An 18,850-nucleotide genomic window follows, 5' to 3' on the forward strand; every position below is an offset into this window, starting at 1 on the left:
GGCAATGGCGTGGAACGACTGGATAGCGAAACATCCCAAGATTGTGCTGGCGGCGTGGATAGTCATCATAGTCCTCATGGCGCCGCTCGCAGGAAAACTGAGTGAGCTTACCGATTACAGTACGGAGCAGATGGTCTCCCACGAAATCGAGTCAATCAAAGTTCAGGATTTAATGGCCCAGGAGTTCACGGGAGCACAGAACGACAACCTCACGTACCTTCTCATCACGAACATCAACGTGAACGATGAAAACGCGAGGAAGGCCTACTATTCTTTCAAAGACCGGGTTGAGGGCAAGTACGCCTCCAACGTTACATCCTACTACGATGCCCTGGATATGCTCTGGGAAATGGACTACGAGCTCACGCTCAACGTAACAAGGATGACCGCCAACATAACGGGGCTTCTCTACACGAGCGTCAAAGGCGCCCACGATGGCTATGGTATGGCCCTCAACCAGGTTCTTCTCCTCAAGAACACAACTGATATGGTAAAAACCAGCCTCGTCGGAACAGCCCGGGGATACGTTGCCCTTAAGAACAACCTTACGTCCCTTTACACCCAGCTCAACGCGACTGCAGGACTGCTTCAGATGGCCGACGGCATCTACGTCCAGCTCTGCGCCCAGAACCCGAACATGACAGCCCAGGAGAGGGCACAGGCACTCCAGAACGAACTGATGGTCAAGGTTCCCGAGAGTCAGCAGGCTATTGTTCCTGCGGTCGTGCAGGCGGTTGTCTCCGCCGACCCCTACTGCACGGGAACGCTCCTCTCCGACGAGGGGCTGCTTGAAAACACGACGGTTGAACTCGTGTACGGCATGATAACGAATGCTGGAGCTCCCCTTCCATTCGAGATTCCAAAGGAAGTTCTCTTCCAGCTCTACGAGAGCGGTGGTAGCGAGACCGTAATCGACACCATGGCAGGGAACATGCTCAGGGCCCAAATAGCCGAGCAGATGGGGGGCCTCGCTCCAAACCCGGAGGCCCTTGCAGAGGTCATCTTGAGCGAGGTCGTCAAAGACCCCTATGGAATAATAAGCGGCGAAAAACTCGAAGATGCAACTGTCAGTGTGGTTCTTGCCCTATCCCCGCAGAAGACTGAGGACACCGAGAAGCTGGTCAGAGCTCTCTACAACGGCGCGGACCCGAAAGAGCTCGCTAGAGAGCTGTTCTTGAAGGGAATGCAGGAACAGATGGCAGGCCAGGAAATTCCTGAAGAGTTCGCGGGGGTTATGAACAACCTCATCGAGCAGGTCATCCAGAACTACCCGATGAGCGAGGAAGAGCTCGAAAAACTTGTGAAGGACGCCGTTAAGTCCATGGTATCAGAATACGCAAAGAACAACCCCTACGGTGTGGAGTTCAACTTTGACCAGGACCTTCTCGTGGACATCGCCTTCAAGTTCAAGGACAACCCCCAGGCAATATCGAAAGATGATGTCAAGCCCCTCGCAGAACAGCTCTGGCCAATCGTCAAGGAAAAGGCTGGAACCTACCTGAGCATGCTCAAAAGCGACGACAACACTACGCTCCTGATAACCTTCATACCGTTTGGAAGGCCAGGTCCGAGCGGCGATGAATTCAGGTATCTCGCCCAGAACGCGACGGAAGTCAAGAAGGTGGCCCTCGAGGAGTTCGGAAAGTACTTCCCTGAGGTCAAAGGCGCCCTCGGTGGCACCCCCGTCCAGATGCACGAGATGACGAAGTACGGCCAGGAAGACAACCAGAAGACGAGCCAGGCGAGCATCATAGGCGCTCTCATCGTGCTCTTCATCCTGATGGGCGGCGCCCTCCTGGCGACGTTCCTTCCGTTCACGGGTGTTGCAACGTCTGCACTCACGGCCCTCGGAATAGCGTACCTCCTGGCCAAGGGCGGGATACTCAACGTCGGAAGCTGGGCACAGATGCTGACGATCACCACAGCCCTCGGTCTTGGAATTGACTACTCGACTTACTACGTCCACCGCTTCAAGGAGTACATTGCTGAGGGCTACGACCACGAGAAAGCGGTCGCAGAGGCACTTAGGAGGGCTAAGGATGCAGTCCTTGCGAGTGCGTTCACAGACATCATAGCCTTTGCCAGCTTCGTTCTGGCATGGGAGTTCCCGATATTCCAGCAGATTGGCATAATCGCGCCGCTTGCCGTTGTTACTGTCCTAGTAGCGAGCCTTACGTTCATCCCGGCAATAACAGCACTCATAGGCGATAAGAGCTGGTTCTGGTGGCCGAGGCACATCAAGCACATTGAAACCATGGACGTCCACGAGAGGAGTAGAATAGCCGAGTGGGTCGTTAAGCATGCCAAGGTAGTGCTCCTCATTGGCCTGCTCATAGCGGTTCCGGCAACGTACACGTTCTTCACGTTTGAGGGAACCCACGACATAAGCCTATTCCTGCCGGAGGGCAGTGAAACTCTCACCTTCATGGAGCTGAGCCAGGAGAAGCTCGGTGCCTCGATAACTTCGCCGAACTACGTGATCATAGACATTGGACACAAGATTACCGACGACGACCTTAAGCTGATCGACGAGATAACGGCCCACATAGCGGGAATGGAGGGAGTTAAGGCTGTCTATTCACCAACTAGACCCTACGGCGAGCCGGTCAGCAACCTCACGCTTTCAGCAATCAAGGCCCTCGGTGGGGACAGGTTCATCTCAAAGGGCGGTACCATGGTCATGATACAGATCGACCCGGTCTACGCTCCAACTGACGAGAAGGCGAAGGAGCTCGTCGAGGGCCTCAGGAGTTACATGGCCGAGCTTGAGAAGGAGGGCAAGATAAGGGAGGGCCTCGTCGGCGGTGGAGCGGCGCTCTCAATGGACCTCACAGACAGAATCAACGATATCTTCTGGCACAGGATAATCCCAGTGGCGCTGGTGCTGATGTTCCTGTCGCTAATCCCGACGCTCAAGGGACTCCCGGCGGTCGTCTCGACGATGATCACCATCTTCATGGGCGTCATGACGAGCATCTGGGTATCAACGTGGCTCTTCGGCAAGGTCTTCAATCAAGAAGTCATGTGGTTCCTGCCGCTGATGGTCTTCGTCGTGCTCATGGGAGTCGGCATTGACTACAACAGCTTCTATCTGGTTAAGGCCAGGGACGAGTTCGAGCGCAGGAAGCCCGAGGAAGCCCTCATAGTCGCGGCAGGAACGATGGACATGCTCGTCATAGGCCTTGCAGTAGTCCTTGCAAGCACATATGGCGCCCTGATGCTCAGCTCGACGTGGGGAACGAGGGAGATGGGCTTTGCCCTCTCAGCGGGAATCCTCCTGACAGCTGTTATGGCAGTGTACTTCATTGGGCCAGCCTTCATGAGCCTCTTTGGGGAGAAGGCCTGGTGGCCGCTGTTCAAGAGCCAGAAAGGTGCAAAGAAGGAGTGATTTCCTTCTTTTCCCATTTTTGTCCCAAAAGGGTTATATTCTCTGGACACTGTCCTTTTCTGGAGGGTAAGAATGGAGCGAAAAAAGCTCAAAATCTACATTCCCAGAATCAACTTCCCCTCGCAGGACCGGGGGGTTTCACCCCCCACGTCCTTGCTAACCCCCTCCCCCCGAAAGTGGGGCTTCGCCCCACATAAACCGGAAAACTGCGTTTCCCAGACCCTTCCTTCTTTTTTGAACGCCAGAGGGGGCTCCGCCCCCTACAACCCCCCGGTTTTAGAGGTGAGCTAAATGGCAGAACCCAAGAAAAAGCTCAAAATCTACATTCCAGGAATTAAATTCCCCTCAGTCTCACTCACCGGAAACGCCTGTGCTTTAAACTGCGCCCACTGCGGAAAGCACTACCTCGAAGGCATGAGAAAGCCCGAACGTGGTGAACTTTTGAGCTACTGCCTCAGGTTAGCGGAGGAGGGTTACAACGGCTGTCTCCTGAGCGGTGGCATGGATGGACGCCTGAAGGTTCCCCTTGACTTCTACGCTAACGAGATAAAGGAAATTAAGAAGAGAACGAACCTCAAGCTCAACGCCCACGTGGGTTTTATTGATGAGAGCGACCTGGAGTGGGTTAAATACGTTGATGTCGTTTCCCTTGACTTCGTTGGTGACAACGACGTGATAAGGCGCGTTTACAAGATAGACAAGACTGTTGATGACTATCTGAGGGTTCTTGACATTCTAACTGAAGCCGGTGTGAGAGTCGCACCGCACATAACGATAGGTTTGGATTTCGGAAAGATTCACTGGGAGTACAAAGCCATAGACATGCTGGTAAAATATCCGATAGACGTGCTCGTTCTCGACGTTCTAATTCCAACAAAAGGCACAGAAATGGAGAACGTTCCAAAGCCGAGCGTCGAGGAGAGCCTTGAAGTCGTTAAGTACGCGCGTGAGATGTTCGATGGCGAGCTGAGCATAGGCTGTATGAGACCTCTCGGAAGATGGAGGTTGGAGTTTGACAGAGGGGCAATCTTAACAGGCGTTGACAGACTGACGAATCCGCCCAGAAAAGTTATCGAATGGGCAAAAGGGATAAGGGACGTTGAGATTATCTACGAGTGCTGCGTTATGTAGGGCTCACCAAACCTCGCATCATCACAAATCAGAAAGGAGAACGCCGATCATCGCCCTCTATTTTCAAAGTTCTTCCTTTACGGTAACGAACGAGACCATTGTAACCGTCTGTCCGATTCCCTTTATCTCCCTTAACTTATCAACAACGATTTTACCTACCTCTTCTGCGCTTGGAGCACGGACCTTTATCATCATATCCCATTCTCCAGAGATTATGTGGACTTCATAGACACCATCGAGGGCCGCTATTCTCTCGGCAACCTCCCTCTGGGTGAGGCCTGAATCGGGGTCGTAGCGGGCCAGGATGAAGGCAGTAGTCCCCAGGTCAAGCTTCTTGTAGTTCGGCTTCACCGTGAATTTCTCTATGATGCCCTCGTCCACGAGGCGCTTTATTCTGTAGTGGACTGTGGTCCTCGGGATCCCGAGCTTCTTGCTGAGGCTGGCTATGTTCTCCCTGGCGTTCTCCTTCAGTTCGTTAAGCAGCTTAACGTCTATGGCATCCAATCCTCCCGTCATCGCTATCCCCGTTGTCATTTGTTCAACAAAAATCTGGACTAATTGAAGTCTCTACTTATTTAAGGTTTTCCTTCAGCCAGTTGGCAAATTCCCTCAGCGCCCTGCCGCGATGTGATATGCGGTTCTTTTCCTCCGTTGTCATTTCGGCAAACGTCCTGTCGAAGCCTTCAGGTATGAAAATCGGGTCGAACCCGAAGCCGCCACTTCCCCGGGGTTCCGTTGCTATTTTGCCGTCAACGCGACCGGTAAAGATGTGTAGCTCGCCGTCCCAGTAGGCTATCACGCTCTTGAAATGGGCTTTTCGGTTCTTCTCACCCTGGAGGAGCTTCAGAATCCCCTGGTATCCAATCGTTTTGTAAACATAGGCGGAGTAAACGCCTGGAAATCCTTTTAGAGCTTCAACGAAGAGCCCCGAATCGTCGAGGAAGAAAGGTCCATCTACTCTCTGTGCCAGCCATTTTGCCCCGTACTCGGCCACTTCCTCGAGGGTGTCCGCCTGTATCTCTGGGTAGCTGACCTTTAGCTGGTAAACTTCGACTCCCAGCGGTTCAAAGTACTTTCTCGCCTCTTCCACCTTTCCAGGATTAGACGTCACAAAGGCCAGCCTCATGCAACCACCGAAAAGAGAAGGAGAAACGGCATAAAAGGTTTGATGTCAGTGGATCGTGTAGCCAATCTTCTCGACGAGCTCCCTGCGCTCCTTTCTCTGCTCTTCCGTCTCGATCTTGTTCGCGGCCTTGCCGTCCACGACGCCCAGGACGCTTCTTCCGAGGTCTGTCTCGGCCACTATGACCTGGAACGGGTTCTCGCTAGCTCCATAGACCATTGCAACTGCCGGGTGGTTCTTGACGGTGTTGAGAACGTTTATCGGGAATGCGTTCCTCATAAGGATGACGAAGACGTGGCCGGCCCCTATCTTCACGGCGTTCTTGGCTGCGAGCTCCTCAAGCTCCTTGTCGTTTCCTGTGAAGCGGGTGAGCTGGGGCTTTGCCTCGTTCATTGCGATTCCAAACTTTATCCCCGGAACTGCCGTCAGAAGAGCCCTGGCGAGGTCATCAACTGTGAATATCGAGAAGTTGCCCTGCCCGATTATGACCTCAACCCCCTCGGGCTTTTCTATGTCAACGACCTCTATCCTGACCATCCGACATCACCAGAAGAGTTTTTAATTGTCGGATAATATAACTTTTCTGGGTCGGTGGTGTTTGAACATGGGGGAAGTAAAGCTTGAAGAGATCGAGTTTTTGGTGGAGCTGCTGAGCAAATACCCCCTGGAAAGCCTTAGGAGCATAGCCCGGGAAGAGGGGTTAGATTATTACAAGCTTAAGCGCATCTATGACAAGTACTATGGTAAATACCTAACTGTGAGCGCAAGGTACAACATAAGAATTATAGGTCTCAAGAGCTTTGTTGCTTTTCTTGCGGTTTCTCCTGAGAGCCTTCTTGAGACTGCAATACAGCTAACCAAGAACCCCTTTATTAAATATGTGAATCCGGCTTTTGGCTTTAAGAACGGTTTGTCCTTATATTTCCAGGTTCCGCATGACCAAGTGGATCTTATAGATGAAATGCTTGGAAAGTACTCAGATGACTTCGAGTACTATGAGGTTAGGGCGTACACTAAGGGTGAACTTCCCGATGAGTGGGGGGACTGGGATCTTGGCTATGAGTATGCCATCCTGATGGACATCCTCAAGTGGGACGCTCGAACACCTATCACTGAAATTGCAGAAAAACTCGGCAAGTCAAGGCCCACCGTCAGGTACATGATAAACCGCCTGAAGGAGAAGGGCATACTGATTAATTTTGTTCCTCTCCCCGACATGAATGTCTCGGATCGAGGAATTATCGGAATCGCGAAAGAGCTTGACGAAGAGGTGCTTAAACGATTCAACGACTATGAGATTACCGTTGGCGTGCTCCCGGGAGAGGGGTATATCTTAGAGTGGTTCTTCTCCTCAAAGGAGGATATGGGTTCAAAAATCTTGGAGTTCAGCAGGTACGTTGAGAAAATCCTTGTTGAGTACTTTGATCCGACCTTCAAGGAGCTTAACGACAGAAATTCCAGGATGGCTTTCCAGAGAATGGTGAAAAAAGACGGGAGCGGCTACAGATCAATACTTGAGTTTTAAAGCCTCATTAGGATGAGTGGGCAGTACTCAAGTCCGTCTATTTCACCAGTAGCTTGATACTCAAGTGCTCTACAGTCATGGCAGATGTACTTGAATGGGCAGCTGGAACATGCGGGTATGTTATCCTTGGTCATTCTCCAGAAGGCCCTGAGGCGTTTTCTGCGGGTTACCTTCCTGAGGCTCTCTTTTTTCAGATCGCCAACGATGTAGTTTCTGAGTAATGGACATGGCAGTACGTAGCCATCGGCCGTAACCGCGACTGTTCCAGCGAGACAGTCGTGGTACTCCTCCGTGGTCGGGTTCAGTATGCGTCTGACTTCTATGGTGTTAAAGCTGATTTTTTTAACGGAACCTGGATATAATACGTCCACGTATAGCTCCCCTGGAAAGCTCTCTCTTGTAACATCCTCTAGGTAGTCTGGATCCACAACAGCCAGAACTCCGTGAAGCCATGGATAGCCGGACAGTTCCTCTGGTCCGACGTCAGGGTACTTTATCTCGGCTATGAAGCGAATCTCTTCTGCTGGCGTAATCTTTGGAATGTCTTCGAACCTAACAACCGCATAAACTTCAGGGATTTCTATTTCAGATGCAAAGTTAGCCAGCGCCATCAGAGGTTCAATGCTATCGTAGTTGGTTAGCCAGAGCTCCTTACCGCCCATTTTCCTGAACTCGAGTATAGCCCTTTTGAATTCCTCCAGGCTCAAAGGCTCCCTTCTGAGGATGAACCGGTTGTTTCCTATGCACCCAATTGACCTCGGAATTCCGGTAACCTCTGAAAATTTTCCCTTTCCTGCGCCAAGTTGGAGGATGAGCCTCTCTATCTTCCCCCTGTGCTTCTTATTGCTCCATGGAGGTTTGCCAATGATTACGTTCTTGACTTTATTGGTCATGCTAATTGGGGTGGCAATCGACTCAACCCTCTCCACGATTCTCACCGAAAAAAGATTTGCTTCGGAGTATATATACTTTATCTATTCCGATTTTGCAAACTACTAGAAAAAGTAAGCAAAAAATGGAAAATTACTCCCTAACAGCCTTGTCTCCCTCAAGCCAGAAAGCTCCTTCGGGGGTGACCTCCTTCTTCCACACTGGGACCCTTCGTTTTACCTCGTCAATTGCCCACTCACAGGCCCTAAACGCCTCCTTCCTGTGCTTGGCACTCGCCACGATCAGTATTGTGTCCTCGCCGACATCAAGCTCTCCGTATCTGTGCCATATTACCATGTCCAGAATCGGGAACTTTTTGAGTGCCTCCTCTCTTATCCTCTCCATCTCTGCTTCGGCCATCTCTGGGTAAGCCTCGTATATGAGCTTCTCGACCTTTCTTCCAAGGTTCTCGTTCCTAACCTGGCCGAGGAACACAACGTAAGCGCCGGACTCTGGAACTCGGAGCAGGGAAATTGCCTCATCAACGCTGAATTTATCTTTGGTGAGTCTGACTTTCATCGGAAATCACCCCGTTATGTCATTGTCCGAAACCCAATTAAACCTACCGATGGATGGAAATCAGAATTCAAGGGGTGAAGAGCATGAATGGAAAAAGGGTCTTGGGGCTTTTAATAGCCATCCTAATCGTTGCGTCGGCCGGTTGCTTGGGGGGAGAGACAACGACCGATACTAAACCTGAAACCGCCGACTCAATGCATACCAGTGGCATAAATAGTACAAAAACGAACACTGGCATCGACTCCTCGTCTTCTAATAGAGAAACCGGAGACGTTGACCTTGAAAGCATAGTCGGGAAAATAGAAACCTACTCATATCATCAGGATGCCCTTATGAAGCTTGATGTGACCACAACCGAAGGCAACATCACAATGAATACCAACGTTAGCATGCTGATAATCGAGAATGGATACGTTGATACTGTGGGAAGAAAGGCTCTGGTTAACTCCACGATCACAATTCTCCCAGATAATCTGACTGAGAATATGCTCCAGATTGTAATAGGGAACAAGACTTACATAAAGACCAGCTTTGGAGTCAATGAGATTAACTTCACGACCCTATGGGATTCCCATCCTCTTAGACTAGTTGAGGCCATTATCCAGGAAGAACCGCTCGCCAAGTACACAGAGAACGGGACTACTGTTTTCGTGTACTCACTATCGGAGGACGTTATCCTTCCCTTAGCCGAGGCATATCTTAGTCCGGGCGATTCAAACGTGACGATAACGGATGCAGTCCTTGAGATCCATGTCGCCAACGGTACAATCATCCAGATAAAGCTAGCTTACTCACTGGTTGCAAAGATGTCTAGTGACGATGCCTTTGGACATATCGAGGTAATTGAAACTGGAACCTGGAAGAGCACGGTCAGAATAACCTCAATAAACGAGAAAAGGGAAGTGGAACCTCCGACTACTTAAGTTCCACTACCTCAAAGATGTTCATGGCCAGGTCTATCAGAAGGAGCTTGTTCAACAGGGGCTCTCCAATGCCCGTCAGCAGTTTGATGACTTCCATTGCCTGTATCGAACCAACTACTCCAGCTGTGGCACCGATTATCGGGAACTTCTCCTCTTTTTCCCTAACTTTCGGAAAAATCTCCCTGAGGCTCTTTGTGATGCCTGGAACTATCGTAGTCACCTGCCCATGCATGCCTTCCACTGCGCCGTGGACGAGCGGGATTCGTTTTCTGTGCACGTACTCGTCGAGCAGGTAGCGGGTCTGGAAGTTGTCCAGGCAGTCAACCACGATATCAACGTCCTTAAGGACTTCATCGATGTTCTCTGCAGTGAGTCTGCCTGTGTAGGCCTCTATCTTTATGTCGGAGTTGAAGCGTTCGAGCTTCCATTTTGCGGATTCCGGCTTTGACCTCCTTCCAACATCTTCCTCCCAGTGAAGTATCTGCCTGTTGAGGTTGCTCAGCTCGGGGGTCTGTTCGTCGATGAGGAGAACGGTGCCTATTCCAGCGGCGGCCAGGTAATACGCGACGGGACTGCCGAGGCCGCCAACACCGACGACTGCGACTTTTGCGCCCTTCAGTTTTTCCTGCCCTTCCTCTCCGAATATCATTATCTGCCTGTCATACCTCTCAAGTTCTCTCTCGGTCAGCATGTTAACCACCACTTACAGGCGGGAATATCGCGATTACATCCCCATCCTTCAACACCTCGTCGAACCTTACGTAGCGCCCGTTTCTGGAGACGTTGACATCGGCAAGGTCGTCATCTTCGGCAAAAACTTCGTTCTTAAGGACAGGATAGCGCTCCTTCAGGATTTCAATGAGGTCCCTCACGGTTATCCCATCGGGAACTTCCAGTTCTTCCTCGCTCTTGCCCACGAGGGAGCGGTAGCGGGCGAAATATCTGACTTTTATTCTCACCTTTTCATCACCGGGATAAAATAGAAGGCGGAGTTAAAAAGGGTTGCCAGGATAAAATTGTGAAGCTCTACCATGGCACGCTCTTCCAGCCCATCCTGTAGGCGAAGTAGTTGGCCCCCCAATGAATGAACGGGGACACGACCAGAAGGAAGATTATCTGCCCGCTGGAAAGAGTTTTTACAGGGTAGGCGAATGCCAGAGCGCTTATGAGGAAGCCGAGCTGATCGAGTCCTATAGCAGGATAGCCCCTCGGGAGGTTTGCTCTCCTCTTAATGAAGCTTCCGACGAGATCACCGATAAGAGCGCCGAATGAGAGGAGAAATGCGAGCTTTACGGCAGTCTCAAGGCTTCCGTAGAAATCAGGGGTTATGAAGTACTGGACTATTCCGACCAGAGTCCCTATCAGGACGCCTCCAATGAATCCCCTCCAGGTTTTTCCGTCTCCCAGAAGCCTCCTGCCGTCTCTCCAGACCCTTCCACCGTCTATTGGTCTGCCGCCTCCAACGAGGACAGGGGATGCGTTGGCGAAGTAAGCGGGAAGTATGTACCAGAACGCCCAGAAGATTGATGAAAGCCAGCCCATTTAATCACCTACTTTATGGCGGGTAGAATCGCTTATAAGGATTAAGGCGGTTGGATTACAAGGTGAAAGTCATGAAGAAAGCCGTCGCGATTGTTATCCTGATAGTTCTGATTCTGGCCCTGTGGGGAGCTTACGTCGCCTACGCTGTGATGACTATGAACCCCCTCCTTACGGCAGAGTGGGGCAACGTGAGCGAGGAGAAGGTTGAGGTAGTGGTCGATGCGGGGCTTGGAAAGGCTCTCCTTGTCCCGGCTTCCGTTGAGAGCCTTTCAATGCAGTTCAACGGCGTTGAAGTCGCTTCCCTTGAGGAATTTGACTACTCACCCACGAAATCAAACGCAAGAATCGTGATAGGCATCGACCCAAATGAACTAGTAAGGGCACTCGAAAGGTACTTTGAGAGCAACCAGCACGGTGAGCTCAGCGTCGAAGCCAAGCTGGGGCTTTTCGGTCTGCTTCACTCCACGCTCACTTTCTCCAGGGAATTCCAGCAGGACATCCTCGGCCAGATGGACTTCAAAGCCGAGAGCAAGCCGATCTTTGGTGGTCTCCTCTACACCCCGTCCGTTGAGGGAACGAAAGTAGTTTGGCTGGGGGCTGAGAACGGCGTCTGGAATCTGAAGACCTATGCAACGCTGAAGAATCCGAACTCATTCCCCATTCCAGTCTCAAACCTTGAGTTCGAGGTGTCTGTAAACGGCATAAAAGTAGGTGTTGGAAACATCAGTCAGGGAGTTACGATACCGGCTGGAGGCGTTGCGACGGTTCCAATTGACACTGAGATATATTCGGAGTACCTTCCGACGGTTCTGGTAGCCCACATAAAGAACGGAGAGGAGAGCTCGGTTGAGGTAAACTTCTACATAACAGTGAGCTCGGGCGGTAAGAGTGCCAGGATAAATCTTACAAGTGAGAGGATAGTAATACAGACGGACATAATGGCCAGCATAAACGATGCCCTTTCGGGGGTTTCTCCTAGGGAATGACTTTTAAACCGCTTTTCTCCCCTTATTTTTGGTGAGAGCATGAGGGGAAAATTTGACGTGAGAGCCGTTCATGAGTTCCTTAACAAGCTCTGGGAGGATGTATTCACGCTCAACGAGGAGCTCAAGGAGGAACTCCCAAGGTTCGGCTTTAAGGTGGAAGACGTTGAGGAGGTCTTTGGAGCGTACCTTTTCCTTGACGGCGAGTGGAGGCAGATGCTCTATCCCCACCCTGCCTTTGAAGTGAAGCCCCAGATTGAAGTTGGCGCAACTCCAGAAAGCTATTACTTCGTCGTTGCGGTTCCAAAAGAGAAGATTAGCGAGGACTTTCTTGAGGCATTTCTCGAAGCCTTTCCGAAGAGCTTCATCTACGGAAGTGAGGACTTCCTCAACGACGTCTACAACTGCATGAGGGACAGTCCCCTGTCGGAGGAGATCATCAAGAGAATACATGAAAGCTCCGAAAAGGTCTTCCAGTTCGAGGCCAACTTTGACGATGTTGAAAAGCTTAAAGAGGGACTCTTCAAGGTTATAGAACTCGGAAAGCGCTTTGAAATCTTTGACCTTTGAGGTGTGTCTATGGGCTACGAGGAGGCTTTTCCGGCCGAGCTCAGGGAATACTACAGAAAGCTCTTTGGGAGCGAGGCAGAAGAGATCATGGCATCATTGAGAACTCCAGTCGAGAAGTACTACATCAGGGTGAACACCCTAAAGACGAGCAGGAGCGAGCTGATGAGGCGGCTGAGGAGAGAAGGTTTGAAGCCCAAGAGGAGTCCTTACCTTGAGGAGGGGATTTACTTCGAAAGAGAAGGACCGAACTTCGATGATGATTACGATCCAGGCCTCAAGAAGGTTGTCGCGAACAAGTTTGCCAGCGAGAGTGTCTATCAGGGAGCAATGCTCTACGCCCCGGGAGTTCTGAAGGCTGATAAGGGTATAAAGCCCGGCGACGAGGTCGAAATTAGGGATCCGAGAGGACTTCTGGTCGGAATCGGTATCGCGAGGATGAGCGGGAAGGAGATGATAACCGCCACGAGGGGACTGGCGGTTGAGGTAACCCTGCCGAAGTTCAAGCTCCCAAGTTTGAGCGAGCTGGAGAGTTTCAAAGAGGGTCTCTTTTACGCCCAGAGCCTGCCCTCGATGGTAGCTTCAAGAGTCCTAGAGCCGAGTGAAGAGGACCTCATCATTGATATGGCCGCGGCCCCCGGAGGAAAGACCTCACACATAGCCCAGCTCATGCAGAACAGGGGGGAGATAATAGCCATCGACAAGTCCAGAAACAGGCTGAGGAAGATGGAGGAGGAACTTAAGAGGCTCGGCGTGAAGAACGTCAGGCTCATCCACATGGATGCTAGAAAGCTCCCCGAGCTTGGGATTGAAGCCGATAAGATACTCCTCGATGCCCCCTGCACCGCGCTCGGCATAAGGCCCAAGCTCTGGGAGACGCGGACGCCAAAGGACATTGAGGCAACCGCGAGATACCAGAGGGCCTTCATCTGGGCCGCTATAAAGTCCCTTCGGAAGGGGGGGACGCTGGTTTACTCTACCTGTACAATCAGCTACGAGGAAAACGAGGCCAACGTGAAGTACATGCTCCAGAAAGGCCTGAAGCTTGAAGAGCAGAGCGTTTTCATAGCATCCCACGGAATTGACATGGAGGGCGTCCAGAGGTTTTATCCGAACAGGCACCTGACTCAGGGCTTCTTTATAGCGAAGCTCAGGAAGGTGTGAGGATGGACTGGAAAAAGGTTTCACTTTTCGGGGTCGCGATGGGAATCATCGCCGCTCTCCTCTGGTGGGCTGGGGTAGATGAAGTAATTGCCATTCTAAAGGGAGCCCGTATTAAGTACCTTGTTCTTGCGTTTTTTGTATATATCCTGGGCCTCTTAGCTTGGGCAATGAGATGGAAGGTTCTGATAGATGCCCTCAATATGGACGCTCCGTTTTCAAAGGTCTTAATGGCCTTAATGGCCGGCATCTTCGTGAACAACGCAACTCCCGGGGCGCGAGGCGGAGGGGAGCCAGTGAGGACGTATTTTCTGGCCAAAGAAATTGAGATGCCCTACGGCCCTGTGTTCGCGACGGTGATGATGGACAGAATACTTGACCTCATTCCAGTGGTGGGAATGCTTGCCGTTGCCACCGCGTACGTCTATTCCCTTGGTTCAAGGTCGCTGGCGATAATCCTGATTTTCCTGGATGTTGTGTTTTTTGGTCTTGTTGCCTTCACCCTGGGAATCCTTCTAAGCGAGAGGAAGACCAAGGGGGCGCTCCGCTGGTTCTTCAGGCTTGTAGAGCGCTTCCTGCCGTTGGTGGCCGAAAAGTACCGCGAAAAGTTTGAGAGAGTTGTTGAAGTAGACGTTCCCCGCTTCCAGAACGATTTCAGGTTTCTCATGACCCACAAGAGGGCTTTTTTACTTGCCACTGTGTACTCCACACTCTCCTGGCTAACCGTCGTTGTTAGGGGCTATTATGCTTTCCTCGCCATAGGGTATTCCATAAAGTTTGCGGACGTTGTCGTCGTTCAGATGGTCGGGATGGTAGTTGGAATGTTGAGCGTGATTCCTGGAGGGGCAGGTCTCATAGAGACGGTCAATTCAGCAACCTACGTTCTCCTTGGGATTGAGAAAGAGCACGCCGTCACCGCTACGCTCCTTGACAGGCTCATCTCCTACTGGATACCGACAGCGGTGGGGGCACTGGCGACGACCCACCTCGGGGCAAAAATCCGCAGGAAAAAGAAAGGTTTAATTAGGTAAATCCCCAAGGATTAAGGAGAAGTGCCCTCGGTGGTTCGATGAAGTTCGGTGTCGTTGCCAGGAGAGACAAATTGGAGGCACTGAAGCTGGCCTACAGGGTTTACGATTTCCTCAAGGTTAGTGGTTTTGATGTCGTGGTGGATGAGGACACCTACAGGTACCTTGGAGAGTTCAGTGAGGACGACGTTCTCCCCCTGGAGGAGTTTGATGTCGACATCATAGTCGTTATCGGCGGTGACGGTACGATACTCCGTGTGGAGCACAAAACAAAGAAGGAGATACCGATTTTAGGCATTAATATGGGCACCCTCGGTTTTCTGACGGAGGTTGAACCCCACGAGACCTTTTTTGCCCTGAGCAGGGTTATAGAGGGAGACTACCACATAGACGAGAGGATAAAGCTGAGAACGTTCCTTGACGGAGAAAACCGAGTTCCCGATGCTCTCAACGAGGTCGCAGTACTTACTGGGATTCCTGGGAAGATAATTCACCTGAAGTACTACATCGACGGCGGTCTGGCTGACGAGGTTCGCGCCGACGGGCTCATCATCTCCACTCCAACAGGCTCAACAGGATACGCGATGAGCGCGGGCGGCCCCTTCGTTGATCCGAGGCTTGACGTTGTCGTGATAGCCCCTCTAGCTCCCATAGCCCTCAGCTCAAGGCCCATGGTAGTACCGTCCTCCAGCAGGATAGACGTCAGGAACGTTGCCATGACTAGGGAGGTAATCCTTTCAGTGGACGGACAGTTTTACACGTACCTCTCGCCAGAAACAGAGATAACGATAGTCAGATCGCCAAGAAAAACTAAGTTCGTGCGCTTCAACAGGGAGATATATCCCAAGTACACTATGAAGATAAAGAGCAGGTTTTAGAGCGGTTCGAACTCCTTCAGAAGGAGTGCTCTCTCCTGGTTGCTCAGCACTTCTTCATCCACGAAGACTATCAGACCCGAGCCGTGCTGAATCACCACGTAGTCCTTGAGCGCGGACAGGAACTTGAAGACTGATTTGAAGTCGTTGTAGAGCATCAGGTACTCGAGGCAGTCTATTATAACGACCGAGCCTGGATTTTCCTGTACGAAATCGAGGATGATTCCCTGAAGAACGTGGAGGGCGGTTGGTGCGACGCCTTTTCCGCTCTGCGTGACCCATATGGCAGAAACGTTCTCCCTATTGAGCCCCGAATAAAAATCAGGGGACCTCGTTATGACAAGAACGGGGAAGTCTCCCTCCTTGAGGACGTCTATAACGTCGAGCAATCTGTTTTTGGAAAAGACTATGTGGGCCTTAAATGAGCTCTTTAGCTTTGGAACTTTCTTTACTGCAGGTAAGTATTTCATTTCCACAAGCTTTATGTAGTGGATAACAGAGTATATAATGCCGACGATGGAGATGAAATACGTAACATACTGAAGGGTATCGAACGAGCTAGCACAGCAGAAATCGTCAATCAAGTCGGTTATTCTACCAATCTCCCCTATCACGAGGAAAACTAGCGACCACTTGATGAAAGCATTCAACTGAGGGTCTCCGTATTTGTTGAGCCTCCTTATAAGGAATACAATAGCATACCCAATAGCGAGGAAGAGTATAACGTCGGCTACAAAAACGAGCCAAGGTACTATCAGTCCCATACAACTTCCACCTCATCGGTGCGGAACTTCTGTTTAACTACGGTGTCTTCAATCTTGAACCTTACCCCTCCGCGGTACATTCTCAGGCCTGTGTAGGCTATCATCGCCCCGTTGTCCCTGCAGAGGTCGTAGGGCGGTACGAAGAACTTAATCCCCCTGTCCTCAGCCATGATTTTGAGCATCTCGCGGAGCCTGTTGTTTGCCGCAACTCCCCCGACCAGGACAACCTCTTCTTTGCCAGTGTGGGCAACTGCCCTCTCTGTGACCTCTACGAGGGCCGCGAAGGCCGTTTCCTGGAAGGAGTAAGCGAGGTCTTCAATCCTGTACTTGCCAGTACGGTACTTCCTGACGGCTTCAGTAAGAACGCCCGAGAAACTCAGGTCCATGCCCTTGACAGCGTAGGGCAGTTCAATGTACTTCTCCCCTTTTAGGGCGAGCTTCTCTATCTTAGGTCCCCCAGGAAAGCCTATACCGAGCTCCCTCGCGAAGGTATCTATCGCGTTCCCTATGCCGATGTCCAGCGTCTCTCCAAAGACGCGGTAGCGGCCGCCCTCTAATGCCAAAACCTGCGTGTTCCCACCGCTCACGTAGAGGCCGACCGGATCTTTAACGCCGAACATCTTCGTTATCTCGACGTGGGCTATGCAGTGGTTCACGCCGACTATGGGCTTGTTGTACTTTATCGCGAGCGCCCTCGCTGCTGTGGCAACGACCCTGAGTGCAGGCCCCAGCCCAGGCCCCTGGGAAAATGCTATTAGGTCAACGTCTTCCATCGTTACTCCAGCGGTTTCAAGGGCCTTTCTGAGGAGCGGCTTCAGTAGCCTTGCGTGGTGCTCGGCGGCCTCCTTTGGGTGGATGCCACCCTTTTCCGTTGTGAGAGTGTCAAATACGTTGGCGAGGACACTCTTTTCGGTCACTATGCCTATGCCAAGAGTGTGGGCGGTTCCCTCTATGCCGAGCGCTATCATGCTAAGGCATGCTAAAAGGAGAGGGTATAAAAGGGTTTGGTATTGGAAGCCCAGAACAGGCTATCTCATCGAGAGCCACTTCAGTGCCCTCGCCGCTCTCTCGGGCGTCGGGAAGTTTTTAATGCCGTGCTCATCGAGGAGTTCGACACCTTCCTTAACCAGCTCGCCCGCCATGAAGTTCACTATCACTGGCTTGTCGCACTCTGCCTCTATAACTGCCCTCGCTATCTCCTCGCTTGGTATGAATATCGGCGGCACGCAGATAACGAGGAGTGCATCAACGTTCTCATCCTTGCAGACGACCTCGATAGTCTTCCTATAGCGCTCGTAGTCCGCATCTGCTATCAGGTCTATCGGGTTCTTCAATGAGCACTGAGGGGGAAGGAAGGAGCGGAGCTCCTCGACCGTTTTCTCCTCCAGCTTCGCTATCTCAAGTCCGAGCCTCTCGAGCTTGTCGGTTGCCAGAACACCCGGCCCCCCGGAGTTAGTGATAACGGCCACGCGCTTTCCAGCTCTCTGGTACATTTCGAAGGCCTTCGCCGCGTCGAACAGCTCCTCCATCTCCTCGACCTCTATCGCTCCCGCCTGCTTGAACGCCGCGCGGTAGATTTCATAACTCCCAGCCAGAGAGCCAGTGTGGGATGCTGCTGCTTTGGCGCCGCTTGCGCTCTTTCCAGCCTTGAGAACTATGATAGGCTTCTTCGATGAAGCGTAGCGGAGCGCGTTAAGGAAGCGTCTCCCGTCCTTCACTCCCTCGATGTAGAGGGCTATCGCCTTGGTATTTTCGTCATCGGCAAAGTACTCTAAAAAATCGCTCTCGTTTAGGTCAGCAGCGTTTCCGTAGGAGACGAAGGCGGAAAAGCCGATCCTTTCGTCGTTTCCCATTGCCAACGCCGCCCCGCCGAAGGCGCCGCTTTGGCTGATCAATGCCAGTCCACCGGGCTTAACGCGAACCTCGAAGGAGCCGAAGAACTTCCCGTGAACACCGAAGATGCCCGCGCAGTTCGGCCCTATCAGCCTTACGCCGTGCTTCCTCGCTTTCTTCACAAGCTCCCTCTCCAGCTCCTCGTTGCCGACCTCAGAAAATCCCGCCGAGATAACCACGGCACCCTTGATGAGCGGCCCTATCTCGTCAATCAACGCAGGGACGATTTTGGCTGGAACCGCTATTATGGCCGTATCAACTTGCTCGTCCAGCTTCTCCCTGATTTCGAAGGTTTTACCGCTCACTTCAACGGTTCCACCCTTTGGGTTCACTGGAATTATCTTCCCCTTAAAGCCCCCTTCGACAATGTTCCTCAGGATTTCGTAGGCTATAGCCCCCTTCTTGAACGAGCCGAAGACCGCGACGCTCTTCGGGTAGAAAAAGAAGTCTAGGCTCATCCTCACCACCACTTACCGTTTTCAGCGGGACAAAAAAGCT

General features: G+C 51.7%; 20 protein-coding genes. 9 read left to right on the forward strand and 11 right to left on the reverse strand.

Annotated features, from left to right (window positions below):
• Positions 1 to 4: 4 nt before the first annotated feature.
• Positions 5 to 3,388, forward strand: coding sequence for an MMPL family transporter (locus tag TK_RS10565; RefSeq protein WP_011251058.1), 3,384 nt, complete (start codon positions 5 to 7; stop codon positions 3,386 to 3,388).
• A gap of 291 nt (positions 3,389 to 3,679) precedes the next feature.
• Positions 3,680 to 4,519, forward strand: coding sequence for a radical SAM protein (locus tag TK_RS10575; RefSeq protein WP_011251059.1), 840 nt, complete (start codon positions 3,680 to 3,682; stop codon positions 4,517 to 4,519).
• A gap of 63 nt (positions 4,520 to 4,582) precedes the next feature.
• On the opposite strand, the gene TK_RS10580 is transcribed toward TK_RS10575, so the two are convergent.
• Genes TK_RS10580 through TK_RS10590 form a run of 3 tightly spaced genes read right to left on the reverse strand, consistent with a single transcriptional unit; the run spans position 4,583 to position 6,179 of the window.
• Positions 4,583 to 5,035: an Lrp/AsnC family transcriptional regulator gene (locus TK_RS10580; RefSeq protein WP_011251060.1), complete on the reverse strand. Its 453-nt coding sequence runs from the start codon at positions 5,033 to 5,035 to the stop codon at positions 4,583 to 4,585.
• 55 nt (positions 5,036 to 5,090) lie between these two features.
• Complete coding sequence (locus tag TK_RS10585; protein ID WP_011251061.1) at positions 5,091 to 5,645, reverse strand: XTP/dITP diphosphatase; 555 nt, start codon at positions 5,643 to 5,645, stop codon at positions 5,091 to 5,093.
• Positions 5,646 to 5,690: 45 nt separating this feature from the next.
• The gene (locus TK_RS10590; RefSeq protein ID WP_011251062.1) at positions 5,691 to 6,179 is read right to left on the reverse strand and encodes an adenosine-specific kinase; all 489 of its coding nucleotides are present in this window, start codon (positions 6,177 to 6,179) and stop codon (positions 5,691 to 5,693) included.
• Positions 6,180 to 6,246: 67 nt separating this feature from the next.
• Between TK_RS10590 and TK_RS10595 the strand changes: the two genes are divergently transcribed.
• Positions 6,247 to 7,167 carry an Lrp/AsnC family transcriptional regulator gene (locus TK_RS10595; RefSeq protein ID WP_011251063.1) on the forward strand — a complete coding sequence of 307 codons (921 nt, stop codon included), beginning with the start codon at positions 6,247 to 6,249 and terminating at the stop codon, positions 7,165 to 7,167.
• Here TK_RS10595 and TK_RS10600 read toward each other — a convergent pair.
• Entirely contained in the window at positions 7,164 to 8,096 is a 933-nt protein-coding gene (locus TK_RS10600; protein ID WP_011251064.1) for an SPASM domain-containing protein, read from the reverse strand. The genes TK_RS10595 and TK_RS10600 overlap by 4 nt on opposite strands.
• A gap of 94 nt (positions 8,097 to 8,190) precedes the next feature.
• Positions 8,191 to 8,616, reverse strand: coding sequence for a molybdenum cofactor biosynthesis protein MoaE (locus tag TK_RS10605; RefSeq protein ID WP_011251065.1), 426 nt, complete (start codon positions 8,614 to 8,616; stop codon positions 8,191 to 8,193).
• A gap of 83 nt (positions 8,617 to 8,699) precedes the next feature.
• Between TK_RS10605 and TK_RS10610 the strand changes: the two genes are divergently transcribed.
• Positions 8,700 to 9,539, forward strand: a complete 840-nt coding sequence (locus TK_RS10610) for a hypothetical protein (RefSeq protein WP_048053774.1) — start codon at positions 8,700 to 8,702, stop codon at positions 9,537 to 9,539.
• Here TK_RS10610 and TK_RS10615 read toward each other — a convergent pair.
• The 3 genes from TK_RS10615 to TK_RS10625 all read right to left on the reverse strand — a co-directional run bounded on the left by TK_RS10615 (position 9,532) and on the right by TK_RS10625 (position 11,081).
• A complete protein-coding gene (locus TK_RS10615; RefSeq protein ID WP_011251067.1) occupies positions 9,532 to 10,230 on the reverse strand; it encodes a ThiF family adenylyltransferase in 699 nt (232 codons plus the stop codon). The genes TK_RS10610 and TK_RS10615 overlap by 8 nt on opposite strands.
• 1 nt (position 10,231) lies before the next feature.
• Positions 10,232 to 10,498, reverse strand: coding sequence for a ubiquitin-like small modifier protein 1 (locus TK_RS10620; protein ID WP_011251068.1), 267 nt, complete (start codon positions 10,496 to 10,498; stop codon positions 10,232 to 10,234).
• A gap of 67 nt (positions 10,499 to 10,565) precedes the next feature.
• Positions 10,566 to 11,081, reverse strand: coding sequence for a CDP-2,3-bis-(O-geranylgeranyl)-sn-glycerol synthase (locus TK_RS10625; RefSeq protein WP_011251069.1), 516 nt, complete (start codon positions 11,079 to 11,081; stop codon positions 10,566 to 10,568).
• Between the two features lie 71 nt (positions 11,082 to 11,152).
• Between TK_RS10625 and TK_RS10630 the strand changes: the two genes are divergently transcribed.
• From TK_RS10630 to TK_RS10650, 5 genes are read left to right on the forward strand one after another with little or no spacing between them, the layout of a single operon-like run.
• The gene (locus TK_RS10630; protein ID WP_048053775.1) at positions 11,153 to 12,067 is read left to right on the forward strand and encodes an LEA type 2 family protein; all 915 of its coding nucleotides are present in this window, start codon (positions 11,153 to 11,155) and stop codon (positions 12,065 to 12,067) included.
• A 39-nt stretch (positions 12,068 to 12,106) separates the two neighbouring features.
• Positions 12,107 to 12,634, forward strand: a complete 528-nt coding sequence (locus tag TK_RS10635) for a DUF3201 domain-containing protein (RefSeq protein WP_011251071.1) — start codon at positions 12,107 to 12,109, stop codon at positions 12,632 to 12,634.
• 9 nt (positions 12,635 to 12,643) lie between these two features.
• Positions 12,644 to 13,795: an RsmB/NOP family class I SAM-dependent RNA methyltransferase gene (locus tag TK_RS10640; protein ID WP_011251072.1), complete on the forward strand. Its 1,152-nt coding sequence runs from the start codon at positions 12,644 to 12,646 to the stop codon at positions 13,793 to 13,795.
• Between the two features lie 2 nt (positions 13,796 to 13,797).
• Positions 13,798 to 14,823 carry a flippase-like domain-containing protein gene (locus TK_RS10645; RefSeq protein WP_011251073.1) on the forward strand — a complete coding sequence of 342 codons (1,026 nt, stop codon included), beginning with the start codon at positions 13,798 to 13,800 and terminating at the stop codon, positions 14,821 to 14,823.
• Between the two features lie 38 nt (positions 14,824 to 14,861).
• Positions 14,862 to 15,698 (forward strand): NAD(+) kinase, encoded by an 837-nt coding sequence (locus TK_RS10650; protein ID WP_011251074.1) that lies wholly within the window; start codon positions 14,862 to 14,864, stop codon positions 15,696 to 15,698.
• On the opposite strand, the gene TK_RS10655 is transcribed toward TK_RS10650, so the two are convergent.
• From TK_RS10655 to TK_RS10665, 3 genes are read right to left on the reverse strand one after another with little or no spacing between them, the layout of a single operon-like run.
• On the reverse strand, positions 15,695 to 16,459 hold the full coding sequence (locus TK_RS10655) for a DUF835 domain-containing protein (RefSeq protein ID WP_011251075.1): 765 nt from the start codon (positions 16,457 to 16,459) through the stop codon (positions 15,695 to 15,697). The two genes, TK_RS10650 and TK_RS10655, sit on opposite strands and share 4 nt — an antisense overlap.
• The gene (locus tag TK_RS10660; RefSeq protein WP_011251076.1) at positions 16,450 to 17,427 is read right to left on the reverse strand and encodes a bifunctional N(6)-L-threonylcarbamoyladenine synthase/serine/threonine protein kinase; all 978 of its coding nucleotides are present in this window, start codon (positions 17,425 to 17,427) and stop codon (positions 16,450 to 16,452) included. Before TK_RS10660 ends, TK_RS10655 begins: the two co-directional genes overlap by 10 nt.
• A gap of 60 nt (positions 17,428 to 17,487) precedes the next feature.
• On the reverse strand, positions 17,488 to 18,810 hold the full coding sequence (locus tag TK_RS10665) for an acetate--CoA ligase family protein (RefSeq protein WP_011251077.1): 1,323 nt from the start codon (positions 18,808 to 18,810) through the stop codon (positions 17,488 to 17,490).
• Between the last annotated feature and the right edge of the window lie 40 nt (positions 18,811 to 18,850).

This window comes from Thermococcus kodakarensis KOD1 (assembly GCF_000009965.1).
In the GTDB taxonomy this organism is placed as follows: Archaea; Methanobacteriota_B; Thermococci; order Thermococcales; family Thermococcaceae; genus Thermococcus; species Thermococcus kodakarensis.

Bases quoted from the DNA above. Each gene is read 5' to 3' on its own strand.
- TK_RS10650 (WP_011251074.1), top strand. From the start codon at position 14,862: ATGAAGTTCGGTGTCGTTGCCAGGAGAGACAAATTGGAGGCACTGAAG.
- TK_RS10645 (WP_011251073.1), top strand. From the start codon at position 13,798: ATGGACTGGAAAAAGGTTTCACTTTTCGGGGTCGCGATGGGAATCATC.
- TK_RS10590 (WP_011251062.1), bottom strand. From the start codon at position 6,179: ATGGTCAGGATAGAGGTCGTTGACATAGAAAAGCCCGAGGGGGTTGAG.
- TK_RS10575 (WP_011251059.1), top strand. From the start codon at position 3,680: ATGGCAGAACCCAAGAAAAAGCTCAAAATCTACATTCCAGGAATTAAA.
- TK_RS10625 (WP_011251069.1), bottom strand. From the start codon at position 11,081: ATGGGCTGGCTTTCATCAATCTTCTGGGCGTTCTGGTACATACTTCCC.
- TK_RS10605 (WP_011251065.1), bottom strand. From the start codon at position 8,616: ATGAAAGTCAGACTCACCAAAGATAAATTCAGCGTTGATGAGGCAATT.
- TK_RS10580 (WP_011251060.1), bottom strand. From the start codon at position 5,035: ATGACGGGAGGATTGGATGCCATAGACGTTAAGCTGCTTAACGAACTG.
- TK_RS10665 (WP_011251077.1), bottom strand. From the start codon at position 18,810: ATGAGCCTAGACTTCTTTTTCTACCCGAAGAGCGTCGCGGTCTTCGGC.
- TK_RS10660 (WP_011251076.1), bottom strand. From the start codon at position 17,427: ATGATAGCGCTCGGCATAGAGGGAACCGCCCACACTCTTGGCATAGGC.
- TK_RS10595 (WP_011251063.1), top strand. From the start codon at position 6,247: ATGGGGGAAGTAAAGCTTGAAGAGATCGAGTTTTTGGTGGAGCTGCTG.
- TK_RS10630 (WP_048053775.1), top strand. From the start codon at position 11,153: ATGAAGAAAGCCGTCGCGATTGTTATCCTGATAGTTCTGATTCTGGCC.
- TK_RS10565 (WP_011251058.1), top strand. From the start codon at position 5: ATGGCGTGGAACGACTGGATAGCGAAACATCCCAAGATTGTGCTGGCG.
- TK_RS10585 (WP_011251061.1), bottom strand. From the start codon at position 5,645: ATGAGGCTGGCCTTTGTGACGTCTAATCCTGGAAAGGTGGAAGAGGCG.
- TK_RS10635 (WP_011251071.1), top strand. From the start codon at position 12,107: ATGAGGGGAAAATTTGACGTGAGAGCCGTTCATGAGTTCCTTAACAAG.
- TK_RS10615 (WP_011251067.1), bottom strand. From the start codon at position 10,230: ATGCTGACCGAGAGAGAACTTGAGAGGTATGACAGGCAGATAATGATA.
- TK_RS10640 (WP_011251072.1), top strand. From the start codon at position 12,644: ATGGGCTACGAGGAGGCTTTTCCGGCCGAGCTCAGGGAATACTACAGA.
- TK_RS10610 (WP_048053774.1), top strand. From the start codon at position 8,700: ATGAATGGAAAAAGGGTCTTGGGGCTTTTAATAGCCATCCTAATCGTT.
- TK_RS10655 (WP_011251075.1), bottom strand. From the start codon at position 16,459: ATGGGACTGATAGTACCTTGGCTCGTTTTTGTAGCCGACGTTATACTC.